We start from the raw sequence: 13,047 nt of genomic DNA on the forward strand, positions 1-13,047 counted from the left end.
GATTTACTTCCTGTGCATCCTTATGTGCGGTATGCCGTCTTCAAGGTATTGTTCGCCATCCTGCACAAAGCCGTGGGTTTCATAAAACTTTTTAAGGTACAGCTGTGCCGATATGGTAATGGCGGGTGTTTTCCAGATATCTTCAATGGCTGTAATGGCAGCCTGCATCATGGCATGGCCCCATTTACGGTCGCGGTACTTTTGCCCTATTACAACCCGCCCTATTGAAGCATTTTCAAAATAATCGCCCTGCCCAAAAAGGCGGCAGTACGCAGCGACTTCACCATCTTGTTCGGCAAAAACATGAATTGCTTTTGCATCTTTACCGTCAATATCCTGGTAAACGCAATTTTGCTCCACTACAAACACTTCACTACGCAGTTGCAGCACTTTGTATAGTTCAGCTGCAGAAAGTTCGGCAAATCGCTTTATTTTGAATTGTGGCGTCATAGAAATTTTATAGAGCGGATTATCGACTCGAGTTCTGCAAGCAAGTCACGTTTTGGTGAAGAAGGGCTGTATATGAAACCTTCAACCACGAGGTAACACTGGTTTTTGTCATCGCGTATGGCATAATTCAGGAAAGGGCCGCTCATAAAGTCATTTTCCATTTCCCAATTGCCGCGTGATTCAAAAGCCCTGCGGTCATTAAGGCTGGTCATAAACACATATGGCGCATAAGCCTCTTCAGTCACCATGTGTGTGCCGGGTTCCTGCCCGTGTATATACATGTTGCCGATGCTGTCGCGCATTTTAATGATATTGCTGATGATCACCTTGTCTTTCTCTATGGTTTCAAACGGAACTTTATATACAAGTAAGCTGGCATTGCCGCTGGGTATATCGCGCTTAAGCCAGAAAAATGACTCATTTTTTATGGCGAAGCTGTAGGTTTTCGGTATTTCAAGCCCGATGCCGAAGTTTTTGCGAAACTCTGCATCACTTTTAAGCCCTGCTGCCTTGTTAACTTTCCTGAGCTGGGCAAACTCAGTATCACGCACCTTCATGATAATCTCGTCTCCGTGCATATCAATCTTTTCCAGCAAATCGTCAATAGTCTTGCCTGTAATGGTAAAAAGGTTTTGGGGCTTACAGTTGCGGTTGTTTACAAAAGAATATGCCGGGGCGCCACCCTGCTCTACTACAATAATATTCCTGGCCGTGCTGCGTTTAGGCGCCGAGCGGTCATAGTACTGGCTCAGTGTAAACAGCGGTTCTTCCTGGGTAAGCCCGTCAACAGGTGAGGCAAACTTTCGCCGCAGCGCATCGCCTACCTCGCCATTCCATAAAACATCGCTAATGATTATGGTGATTTCATTAATGCTGCCTGTTGAAGACTGCAGCTCTTTTTTATCTGGCGAACAGGCAAAAAAAGCTAAGGCAAATACGGGTAATAGTATCTGCCTTAGCCTGTTTTTATATTTTTCCCTGAAGGGCATTAGTTTGTACTTGAGGTAACTACTTTAAGTTTCATGCCCGGCTGTATGCTTTCGTCTTTCATCTGGTTCCAGTTCTTAAGGTTCTCAACCGTTACGCCCGGGTGTTTTTTGGCAATGCTGAACAATGAGTCGCCTTTTTGCACAATGTACATACGCTCCTGCTCATAGTTAATATCTTTTGCGCGCTGTCTTGGCTCTTTTACGGCCACTGCAGTTTTAGTATCAGCAGTTACAGCCTCTTCTGTATTTGCGGCAATTTCTTCATGCGTTTCCGTGACCGGTACAGCAGCAGGAGTTGTTTCTTTAACCTCTTTAGCCGGCGCAGCTGCTATAGCTTCTCTTTCAGGTACACTTACCTGGACAGCCTTCTGAATTTTCAGCTTTTGGCCCGGCATGATATTATTGCCTTTAATCTTATTCCATTTTTTAAGTTCAGCAACAGAAACGCCGTATTTATTTGAAATCTCTCCCAGGTTATCACCACGCTTTACCGTATAGCTCTTATACTGAATTGTCGATTTTTTCTTATACGTAGTCCTTGTGGCCACAGCTGTATTAGCCTGGCGTATCACGGTATCGCGGTCGCGTGTCCAGGTTGGCCTTTCGCGCTTGCTGTCAATATGGTCTATGTAAGCATACACCCCATTCTCATTTGACGTAAACAGTGCAACCTTATCTTTCGGCAGGCGAAGGTAATGTGCTTTGTCTGCTTCATACGGAATCACATCAAGTTTGTAGATAGGATTTAGGAACTGCAATTGCTGCACAGGCATGTCAAGAAGCTGCGCTATTTGTTTGAAAGACATTTGGCGTTTTACCATGATTGTGTCTGTCTCAAAATAGGTAAGCGGTGCTTTTTTAGGCGTTATGCCGTGCTCTTTCCTGTATTCGTATATGTACATCGTTGCAAGGAAAGCCGGCACATAGCCCTGTGTTTCCTGCGGAAGGTTTTTCCTGATATTCCAGTAATTCTTGTAACCGTTGCTTCGGCGTATGGCTTTGGTAACGTTGCCCGGCCCGGCGTTGTATGATGCAAGAACCAGGTCCCAGTCGCCAAAAATGTTGTAAAGGCTGCTAAGGTACTGGCAGGCCGCTTCAGTAGCTTTGATAGGGTCGCTGCGCTCGTCAACATACGAGTTTACGTTAAGGCTGTATTGCTTGCCGGTTGCATACATAAACTGCCAAAGGCCTGTAGCGCCCACATGTGATTTTGCCCTTGGGTTAAGAGCCGATTCTACAATAGCAAGGTATTTTAGTTCTAGGGGAATATTGTATTTGGCAAGATGCTCTTCAAACATCGGGAAGTAATATTCCGAAATCGCCATAAGCCTTTCATAGCTTCTTGGCCTGTTTTTAAGGTATGATTTTATGATGTTCTCAAGGCCTTTGCTGTACTCTATATTGAACGGCGACTTAGCATCAAGTTTTGCAAGGCGCTCTTTCAACACTTCTGTAGAAAGGTTGTAAGATACCTCAACATCAGGGTTTATATTTTTAATATCATCCTGCATTGCCTCAAAAAGGTCGGCATTGGCAAGCTCTTTCATCCAGAGGCTGTCAACACAGGCAAGCTCGCTGTTGCGGATGAATGTAGTTTTTATTGAATCTAAGAACGATAATTTTACAATTGGGGCCGGTTGGGTTTCAACCAGTGCGCTTTCCTGTGCAAATACTGCCAGGGACAGCAATGAAAATACAAAGGACAGTGTTCTTTTTTTCGTCATAATTTACTTTTTAAACAGTTAAATTACAATGTATTACAAAGTAACAATGTGTTATAACTTTAATTAGTGATTAATATTGCCAACTTTAACACCTAAGCGTTTTGTATGGCTGCTATGCCCGGCAGTGTTTTGCCTTCAAGCATCTCGAGCATTGCGCCGCCGCCGGTAGACACATAGCTCATCTTCGGCTCAAGGCCAAATTGCTTCACCGCCGCTACCGAGTCGCCGCCGCCCACCAATGAGAATGCGCCTTTTTCTGTAGCTTCAGCTATAAAATTGCCCAGCTCTATTGTGCCTTTGGCAAAGTTTTCCATCTCGAATACGCCCAGCGGGCCATTCCAAAGTATAGTTTTTGACTTCAGGATCACTTCTTTAAAGTTTTCCAGTGATTTAGGGCCTGCGTCAAGCCCCTGCCATCCGTCAGGAATTTTGTCAACATCTACAACCTGGGTCTTAGCATCGTTTTTGAATGCGTCTGCCGCTACAACATCAACAGGCAAATGCACCTGCACGTTTTTAGCCTTAGCTTTCTCAAGTATTTCAAGTGCAAGTTCCTGCTTGTCATCTTCGCAGATGCTGTCGCCAATCTTGCCGCCTTGTGCTTTGATGAAAGTGAAGGTCATGCCCCCGCCGATAATCAGGTGGTCTACTTTATCGAGGATATTCTCGATTACAGTAATTTTAGATGAAACCTTGCTGCCCCCCAAAACGGCAGTCACCGGTTTCTCGCTGTTTTTAAGCACTTTGTCAAGGCTGTCGATTTCTTTAGCAAGAAGCTCGCCAAACACTTTATCTTCAGGGAAATAATCTGCAATAATTGTTGTTGAGGCATGTGCCCTGTGCGCTGTACCGAAGGCATCGTTTACGTAAACATCGCCCAGGCTTGCCAGTTTTTTAGCAAAATCCTTATCGCCGGCCTCTTCTTCTTTGTAGAAACGGAGGTTCTCCAGCATCAGCACTTCACCCGGCTGCAGGTTTTTCGCTGCCTCCTCCACTTCGCTGCCAATGCTGTCTTCCACAAACTTTACTTTCACGCCCAGAATTTCAGAAGTTGTATCCACAATATGCTTCAGTGAATATTTTTCTTCTCTGCCTTTCGGGCGGCCCAGGTGCGACATCAAAATCACGCTGCCGGCATCTGTTAAGATTTTCTTAATCGTTGCACTCGCTGCTTCAATGCGGTTGGTATCGGTAACTTTAAAATCTTCATCAAGCGGAACATTGAAATCTACACGTATTACAGCCTTTTTACCTTTAAAATTGATGTCATTAAGTGTTTTCATTATCGCTTTAAAGTTGATTTTTTAGTTTTGGAGAAAGGCAAATATAGCCCATTCTGTTAATAAAAAGCCAATAAAATGTTCAAAAAGATATGCAAATAAAACACATATTATTGATAGTCAACGATATATGCCGATGTTAAATATCACGAAACGGTGTTTTTGTGTAATGAAAATTTTAAGGTTTCAGCCTAACCCAAAAATGCATACTTAAAATTTCCGCTATATTTGCCTATGCTATTTCAGGAAGTATTAGGCCAGGAACACATAAAAAGCCACCTCACCAAAACCGCTGACAGCGGCCGTATACCTCATGCGCAGTTGTTCATCGGGCCCGAGGGCAGCGGCACGTTACCCATGGCCATTGCTTATGCCCAATACATTTTGTGCGGCAATACCGGCAGTGAAAATAATGGCGCCAATTCTGCCTGCAACCTGAAGTTCAGCAACTTATCACATCCTGATTTGCATTTTGTTTTCCCGGTTTCTACGAACAGCGATGTGAAGAGCCATCCCGTGAGCGCCAATTTTTTAAAGCAATGGCGCGAGTTTGTGCTGGAGTCGCCGTACAGCGGGCTTTTTGACTGGTACAAAAAAATTGACATTCAAAACAAGCAGGGCCAGATTGGCGTTGACGAGGCGCATGAAATTGTTAAGTCGTTGTCGCTGAAGGCTTACGAGGGCGGATACAAAGTGATGATTATCTGGATGGCTGATAAAATGAACATTGCGACGGCCAACAAACTCCTGAAAATGCTGGAAGAGCCGCCGCAAAAAACGGTTTTCCTGCTGATTGCCGAAAGCACTGACGATATTTTGCAGACGATACTGTCCCGCTGCCAGGTGTTGCAATTTGGGCCGCTTGGTGAGAAAGTGATTTGCGAAGCGCTTAGAAACCAACAGAATATCGATGAAAAGACCGCTGCAAAAATAGCACACCAGGCACAGGGCAACTACGCCAAAGCATTGCATTTACTGCACAAAGATGATGACGGCCTGCCTTTTGAAGAGTGGTTTGTGCAGTGGGTACGTGCCGCTTTCCGGGCTAAGGGAAATGCCGCTGCCATTCAGGATCTTATAGCCTGGAGCGAGGCCATTGCTACCACTGGCCGTGAAACGCAGAAGCAGTTCCTGAACTTTTGCATTGATATGTTCCGGCAGGCGCTTTTGCTGAATTACAACGCTAAAGAGCTGGTTTTCATGGAGCCGACCGTTGAAAATTTCAAGCTGGAAAATTTTGCGCCTTTTGTAAACGGCACCAACATCAACGATATTTTTAAAGAGCTGAGCGATGCCTTGTACCACATTGAACGAAACGGCAACGCCAAGATTATCCTTACCGACCTTTCAATAAAACTGACACGCTTAATCCATAAAAAATAAGATTATGATAAACGAACAACTCACTCCTGCAATATTGTTGATCCTCGCTTTCCTGGCTATAACCTTCATACAGTCAGGCTATGACAAAGTGATGGATTGGAAGGGTAATGTGGAATGGCTTAAAGGCCATTTCAGCAAGACTATCCTAAAGAACAATGTGCCGCAGGCCTTGTTCCTGGTACTTGCCCTTGAGGTTTTTGCCGGGGCTTTCGCGGTAATTGGTATGATTGAAATACTTGTAAACGGCGGTACAGAGTTCGCTTTTTACGCTGCTGCATTATCATGCATTACACTACTGTTTCTGCTTTTGGGCCAACGCCTTGCAAAAGACTATGACGGTGCGCGTACCATAGTAATTTACTTTATACCGGCTGTTTTGCTGCTAAGCTGGCTTTGATATGAAAATAGGTAAGCGGGTACTTAGTTATTTCATATTATTCTTAATACATCTTATAATAATAATTGGATATATCTTTATTTCAATTTCAATAACGGAACATTCAATTATTGATGTCTTGTTGTTAATTTTGCCGATTAATATAATTTATAGCCGATTTCTACTGGCAAGAGGTTGGTTGGTAAATATTTTGTTATCAATCGGTATACTGTCAATAAATTATTTAATTAGCGAATCTATCTACCGTAATAATTGGTATCCCTCTGGTGATGCTTATGCAATAAAAACTACAATTGCCTGTATTTGCCTTTCCCCTGTTTTCCTCTGGGAAATTGTCTACCACATAAATAAAAAAATTCCAACGAGACACAACGTTTAGCTTACATGAGTCAGGCTAGCTTTAAACAAACGCAGCTCTCCCCAGGTAAATTCATCACCAACCTTTTCCTTTAGATTTCCGAGAGTTTCCTCGGCATAACCCTCAAAAGCTGCAGACAGCGTGGCTATCTTATCTTTTGGAAGTACATCTTCAATCTTAATCTTTTCTGTTTCAACTAATTTTGCAAGATGGCCTTCAATGGTTGTGGCTGTCAGCTTCCGGGTATTAGCAATATCGGTTATTGACATTTTTTGCTGCCAGAGCTCAAAGGTTTCGTCATAGGTTGATTTCTTTGGTTCAGCGGTAGTTTTTTTCTTCTTGGGTTTATAGCGTTCATACACGTGTTCTTCAACGCCGTCTTCTAACAGATTGCCATTGTCTTTTGCCGATTTGCGAATATCTGCCAACTTATCTGCTCTATAGTTCTGTATCTCATATGATGTAAGGTTCTCTTTTTGGATGGGCTTCTCCTCCATCACGGCTTCCATCAGTAGTTTTGCCCTCATCAGCCTGATTACTGAGGCTGTCTGCATTTCTTCAAGCTCGCTGAGCTCCTCAAAAAACTGCTTTGCTTTTTTCAGGCGCTTCACCTCTTCCATCATGTTAAGCAGCTGCTGTACAAGGTTGTCCATCACCGGAAAGAAGTAATTATACGCTGCATCTGTACGCTCCTTTACAAATGCCAGGTCAACGTGCTCTGCTGCAAATAAACGTTGCAGCTGCTTGCGGAATTTATCTGCTGCATCCATCATGCTGTACATCCTGTCCGTTTGATGGTGCGCCCATTTGCGGTGCGGAGTCTTAACTGCCTTCGGCCCTTCACTTGCGTAGCTCGCCTTGTGGCTTTGCCAGGCCGTGGCCAGCTCATTCCATTCAAAACTGTTTATCAGGTAGTTGCCTATGAAATTCAGCGTCTCTGCCTTTAGCGAATGTTCAAGCTCCTTCTCTTTTGCCTTGCCCTTGGCGTAGCCAATCACATCGGCGTCTATACTGATGCCATTCATTTGCAGCGGAGAAAGCAGTACGAGCCCCTGTAACGAGCGTAAACGGGAAAGAGCAACATAGGCCTGCCCCGGCGCAAAAACGCCTGATACGTCAAGCACAGCTTTGTCAAACGTTAGTCCCTGGCTTTTGTGTACGGTGATGGCCCATGCCAGCTTTAACGGGTAATGTACAAACGTACCCAAAACCTCTTCAGTAATCTCTTTTGAAAGTTCGTCGACTTTATACCGAAGGTTTTTCCATTCATACTTTTCAGCCTCGATGGTCACATTTTCTTCTGGGAAATGCACCAGCACTTCTTCGTCTGAAAGTGATTTTATAACGCCAATCTTTCCGTTGAAATATCGCTTTTCAGGCGAAAGATCATTCTTAATAAACATCACCTGCGCGCCCACCTTCAGCTTCAGTTCACCATCTACGGGATATATCTTTTCAGGGAAATCATCTACAATTTCAGGCTTGTATACAAAGGTTTCGCCTTTAATATCTTCAAGGGCAGTAGTGTTTATTGTATCGGCTTTTGAATTATGAGTAGTAAGGGTAATATATCCTGTATGCTCTTGTGCATTAAACCCGGGCTTTACAAAAGCATTCAGCAGCTTCACATCATCCTGCGTTACTACATTGTTACGCAGGTTGTTAAGCACACCAATAAATTCAGTATCAGTCTGCCTGTAAATTTTGGAAAGCTCAATGTACAGCGGCGGATTTTGCTGCACTACATGCGAATGAAAGAAGAACATTCCCTTATAATACTGCTTCAGCACGGCCCATTCTTCCTGTTTTACAACCGGCGGAAGCTGAAGGAGGTCGCCTATAAAAAAGCACCTGTACGCCGCCAAAAGGTTTCGCTATGTGCCTCACGCTGCGCAGCATAAAATCAATGGCATCAAGTAAATCGGCCCGCAGCATACTCACCTCATCAATCACCAGCAGCTCCAGGTTTTTTATCACAGCCAGCTTTTCGCCACGCATTTTAAAATGGTGCTTCAGCGTTTCACGGGTTTCAAACTTTAGGGATTCTGAGAAATAGGGCAAGTGGCCAAAGTCGGGAACGAATGCTGCAAATGGCAGCTGAAACATACTATGAATAGTGACCCCGCCAGCATTAAGCGCAGCTATTCCTGTAGGCGCTACAACAACTGTATTTTTATGTGTGGTACGGATAATCTCCCGCAATAAAGTTGTCTTTCCTGTACCTGCCTTCCCGGTTAAGAAAATTGAGCGGTTGGTCTGGTTTATGAACTTCAGGGTATAATCGGCTGCTGTAGATAGGCTTTGCATTTGGCGAATATTAAGCCGTGAAGGTAAGAAAATATTCTTAATCCAAATTAATGGATATAAAAAAACTCCCTTTCGGGAGTTAACTATTATTCAGCTTTCTTAGCTTCGTCTTTTTTATCATCCTTAGCTTCAGGCTTGTACTTATCGTTAAGTTCTTTAAGGATCTTATCAGTGATATCGTACTCATCTTTTGCATACAAAACTGTTGCAGCATCACCGGTACCGTAAATGTACTCGTAGCCGTTTTTCTTGCCGTAATCCTTTATGTGTTTCTTAATCTGCTTTACAAGTGTATCCATCTCACTGCCACTTTCTTTTTGAAGCTGCTGCAGCATAGTTTGCTGCATAACCGCAAGCTCCTGCTCACGCTTCTGCAGTTCCTGGCCTTTCAGCTGCGCCCACTCCGGCCCCTTAGCTTGGGCTTCTCTGCGGAAACTGGCAGCATCAAGCTTCCATTGCTGTGCCTTGCCCTCAAGCTCGCGGCCCATTTCTTCCGACTTTACTTTGTATTTTGATTCAATGTCTTTGGCTGCCTGGTATTCGTCAAGAAGTTTAGCGGTGTCAACATAAGCTGTTTTAGCTCCCTCACCGGTGCTTGCTGTTTCAGTTTTATTACATGCAATCATTGCAAGAGCACAGCCTAATATCAATAATGATTTTTTCATTGTTCGTTTTCCGTTTTAAAAAATTTCGGTAAAAGTAGTAATAAGTTATAAAGTACCAAAGCAACATTTTTGGCTGGAAACCATGCTAAAGGCAACAATAAGATTTATTTATAATTTCAGGAATTGTCATAATCTCTTTCTTTAAAAACCGGCTTTAAATAATGCGCTATGCCACACAAACAAATTTTCGCGATATAACCACAGGCACAAGCACGCAAAAACGGCTTAAATCGCTTTATTTTGATTTTCTACCGTTTTAAGACGTAAATATGCGATGAATACTCTCCTGACGACATTCCTTTCATGTTCGAGCGCAATCCTGTGATAAATCCCTTCACAAAACTCATTTTTCCGGTTTTATATTTTTCTGAAAGCAGACTCACATAAAAACTGTCAAAGTTCATAGGGAGGATTTTAACCAACTTTATATCCTGCACACCAAATAGTTTTTCAATTGCAGTTTTAGAAAAATGCCATAAGTGCCTCGGTACATCATAGGCTGCCCAATAAGCACCGTAATAGTTGGCGTCAAATGATTTAAAATTAGGCACAGCAATAACGATGTGGCCTCCGGGTTTTACAAGGCGCTTTAGCTCTGTAATCTGCTTCTCCACATCCGGCACATGTTCCAGCACATGCCACATTGTAATAATGTCAAAAGTACCTTCTGAAAGATCAGCGGTATCATCAACTAAATGTACACCTTTAGATTTAGCGATAGCCCTGGCTTTTTCACTGGGTTCAAAGCCAGTTACTGTCCACCCGCTCTTTTGAGCTTCATTCGCAAAATCCCCTGTACCGGCACCAATATCCAGCAAATTGCCTTTTGAACCTGTAAGCCCGGTAATGAGCTTTACCTTATCCCGAAGCGCTTTTTGCTTCACCGCATGGTAAAGTTTTTCAAACAACGAACGCTTGCTGTCAGTGTGTGAAATATAATCTTCACTTTCATAATACCTACCCAAATTTTGAATAGACGGCTGAGGTGCGGTTCTTAAAAGCTGTAATTCCGGATCAAGAAGGAGTTCAAACTCTTCTCCCGAAACGGAATGGTCTTTTACTTTAAGATAAGAGATAGTAAAATTCATTAACTGTTATTATAATCCTTAACGAGATTGCGCAGATAGTTTATAACGATATTCTTGTAAAGCGAATTTTCAGCAAGTGCATCATTGTTATAATCGTCAACGACAGAAACTGCGATAAAACGCGCCTTGCTGCCGATGATATTTGTGTCAGCCTCTACATTTGAAACCATGAACTGCCCTGTGTCAAAATACTTTTCAAGTTCAGCATTTTCGTAGATGTATACTTTAAAGCGGGTATCTTGAAGCGTTACATTATACTCCACATCAACATAGCTGCCTGAACGATATTTATCACCTACAAACTGGTTGAAAGGAATCTTACGCTGGTTATTTTCAAAGATGTATGCTGTTAGTCCTTTTTCATGCCCCAATACCTGCTTGCCATTCGGCATCAATATGTATTCATTTATCTCGACTGTATGGCGAGGTGTAATGCATGAAGCAAAAAAAGCAAATGCAAAAATCACTGCAAACGCTTTAAATTTAAGGCTTTTTGTAAAAGGTTTCACGTGGAACATCATTATCTACCCATGTGAATTAATAACACAGAAACATCACTTGGTGATACCCCGCTAATGCGTGATGCCTGTGAAATGGTTACGGGACGAATCTTTTTCATCTTCTCCTTAGCTTCATAGGACAGCGATTTTACCCTGTCATAATCAAAATCTGAAGGGATTTTTACGTCCTCGAGCCTGTTAAGCTTGTCAGCATTGTTCTTTTCTTTTTCGATGTATCCAGAATACTTAACCTGTATCTCTGCCTGCTCTACAACTTCATTGTCCAGATTATGTTCAGCAATATATTCACGCACTTTCTCAAACTTTAGTATATCTTCTGATTCAATCTGTGGACGGGAGAATAACTTAAACATTTTCTCCGGTTGCGTGATAAGTGATGACTCTTTTTCCTCAAGTACAGGGTTAGCATCAGCAGGTGTTGCACTCGTTTCCTTAAAGAAATTTACAAACGCATCGCTTTCATCGCGCTTCTTCTCCATACGGCGCATACGTGTTTCATCAGCCAGCCCAATTTCATAAGACATTGGTGTAAGCCTGAAATCGGCATTATCCTGACGCAATAGCGTGCGGTACTCTGCACGCGAGGTGAACATCCTGTATGGCTCTTCTGTACCTTTAGTAATAAGGTCATCAATCAAAACGCCGATATACGCTTCATTACGTTTGAGAATAAGCGGGTCGTTACCTTGTACTTTTAAGCTCGCATTTATACCAGCCATTAAACCTTGTGAAGCAGCTTCTTCATATCCTGTAGTGCCGTTTATCTGCCCTGCGAAATATAATCCCTCTACCAGCTTTGTTTCAAGCGTGTGCTTAAGCTGTGTGGGCGGGAAATAATCGTATTCAATAGCATACCCCGGACGGAAGAACTTCACATTTTCAAACCCGGCTACTGAACGAAGTGCATTAAACTGCACCTCTTCCGGGAGTGATGTAGAGAAGCCGTTTACGTATACTTCGACAGTATCCCAACCCTCCGGCTCCACAAAAAGCTGGTGCCTGTCTTTATCCGCAAAGCGGTTTATCTTATCTTCGATAGAAGGGCAATAACGTGGGCCAAGGCTCTTGATTCGCCCGTTAAACATAGGCGAGCGGTCAAAACCCTCTCGTAACTGGTCGTGCACTTGCTCCGATGTATAGGTCATCCAGCATGAGCGTTGCTTTGTCAAAGGCTTAGTAGATTCGAGATATGAAAATTTAGACGGATTTTCATCGCCCGGCTGCTCAATCATTTTAGAATAATCAAGTGAGCGGCCATCTACTCTTGGAGGTGTTCCTGTCTTCATCCTGCCTGAGGTAAACCCGGCACGGACTAAATCTTCAGTAATGCCGTAAGCAGCACCCTCTCCTGCCCTGCCGCCACCGAATTGCTTTTCACCGATATGTATCAGCCCATTAAGGAAAGTACCATTAGTAAGCACAACAGATTTGGCTTTTATCTCAATCCCTAAAGATGTCCGTATGCCTTTTATCTTACCATCTTCAATGATAACACCTGCCACCATTTCCTGGTAGAAGTCAAGATTTGGGGTACGCTCCAGCATAAGCCTCCATTCTTCCGCGAAGCGCATACGGTCGCTCTGCACACGTGGGCTCCACATAGCAGGGCCTTTTGATTTATTCAGCATCTTGAACTGTATAGCCGTCTTGTCACTAACAATTCCGCTATATCCGCCAAGCGCATCAATTTCACGCACAATCTGTCCTTTTGCAATACCACCCATAGCAGGGTTACAGGACATTTGCGCTATGTTTTGAAGGCTCATGGTAACTAGCAAGGTTTTAGAGCCCATGTTCGCAGCAGCAGCAGCAGCCTCGCTACCCGCGTGGCCAGCTCCTACTACAATAACATCATATACTTCGTTAAACATTTTACTTGTGTTCC

10 protein-coding genes and 1 pseudogene are annotated in these 13,047 nt (G+C 43.4%); 2 read left to right on the forward strand and 9 right to left on the reverse strand.

Features of this window, described 5'->3' with window-relative positions; genetic code table 11:
• Positions 1–3: 3 nt before the first annotated feature.
• The 4 genes from LRS05_RS02815 to pgk all read right to left on the reverse strand — a co-directional run bounded on the left by LRS05_RS02815 (position 4) and on the right by pgk (position 4,446).
• Complete coding sequence (locus LRS05_RS02815; RefSeq protein WP_257866929.1) at positions 4–450, reverse strand: GNAT family N-acetyltransferase; 447 nt, start codon at positions 448–450, stop codon at positions 4–6.
• Positions 447–1,439, reverse strand: a complete 993-nt coding sequence (locus tag LRS05_RS02820; protein ID WP_257866930.1) for a DUF4837 family protein — start codon at positions 1,437–1,439, stop codon at positions 447–449. Before LRS05_RS02820 ends, LRS05_RS02815 begins: the two co-directional genes overlap by 4 nt.
• Positions 1,439–3,163 carry a lytic transglycosylase domain-containing protein gene (locus tag LRS05_RS02825; RefSeq protein ID WP_257866931.1) on the reverse strand — a complete coding sequence of 575 codons (1,725 nt, stop codon included), beginning with the start codon at positions 3,161–3,163 and terminating at the stop codon, positions 1,439–1,441. Before LRS05_RS02825 ends, LRS05_RS02820 begins: the two co-directional genes overlap by 1 nt.
• Positions 3,164–3,255: 92 nt before the next feature.
• Positions 3,256–4,446: a phosphoglycerate kinase gene (pgk, locus tag LRS05_RS02830; protein ID WP_257866932.1), complete on the reverse strand. Its 1,191-nt coding sequence runs from the start codon at positions 4,444–4,446 to the stop codon at positions 3,256–3,258.
• Between the two features lie 231 nt (positions 4,447–4,677).
• Between pgk and LRS05_RS02835 the strand changes: the two genes are divergently transcribed.
• Positions 4,678–5,826: a DNA polymerase III subunit delta' gene (locus LRS05_RS02835; protein WP_257869221.1), complete on the forward strand. Its 1,149-nt coding sequence runs from the start codon at positions 4,678–4,680 to the stop codon at positions 5,824–5,826.
• 4 nt (positions 5,827–5,830) lie between these two features.
• The gene (locus tag LRS05_RS02840) at positions 5,831–6,223 is read left to right on the forward strand and encodes a DoxX family protein (protein ID WP_257866933.1); all 393 of its coding nucleotides are present in this window, start codon (positions 5,831–5,833) and stop codon (positions 6,221–6,223) included.
• A 375-nt stretch (positions 6,224–6,598) separates the two neighbouring features.
• On the opposite strand, the pseudogene LRS05_RS02845 reads toward LRS05_RS02840, so the two are convergent.
• From LRS05_RS02845 to mnmG, 5 genes and pseudogenes are all read right to left on the reverse strand, one after another.
• Positions 6,599–8,888 (reverse strand): annotated as a pseudogene (locus LRS05_RS02845) (helix-turn-helix domain-containing protein).
• A gap of 86 nt (positions 8,889–8,974) precedes the next feature.
• A complete protein-coding gene (locus tag LRS05_RS02850; protein WP_257866934.1) occupies positions 8,975–9,553 on the reverse strand; it encodes an OmpH family outer membrane protein in 579 nt (192 codons plus the stop codon).
• 248 nt (positions 9,554–9,801) lie between these two features.
• Entirely contained in the window at positions 9,802–10,641 is an 840-nt protein-coding gene (locus LRS05_RS02855) for a class I SAM-dependent methyltransferase (RefSeq protein WP_257866935.1), read from the reverse strand.
• Positions 10,641–11,150: a hypothetical protein gene (locus tag LRS05_RS02860; RefSeq protein ID WP_257866936.1), complete on the reverse strand. Its 510-nt coding sequence runs from the start codon at positions 11,148–11,150 to the stop codon at positions 10,641–10,643. The genes LRS05_RS02855 and LRS05_RS02860 overlap by 1 nt, the downstream gene beginning before the upstream one ends.
• 11 nt (positions 11,151–11,161) lie before the next feature.
• Positions 11,162–13,033 carry a tRNA uridine-5-carboxymethylaminomethyl(34) synthesis enzyme MnmG gene (gene mnmG, locus LRS05_RS02865; protein ID WP_257866937.1) on the reverse strand — a complete coding sequence of 624 codons (1,872 nt, stop codon included), beginning with the start codon at positions 13,031–13,033 and terminating at the stop codon, positions 11,162–11,164.
• Positions 13,034–13,047 lie beyond the last annotated feature (14 nt).

Origin of the sequence: Flavobacterium sp. J372 (genome assembly GCF_024699965.1) — a bacterium.
GTDB lineage: Bacteria > Bacteroidota > Bacteroidia > Flavobacteriales > Flavobacteriaceae > Flavobacterium.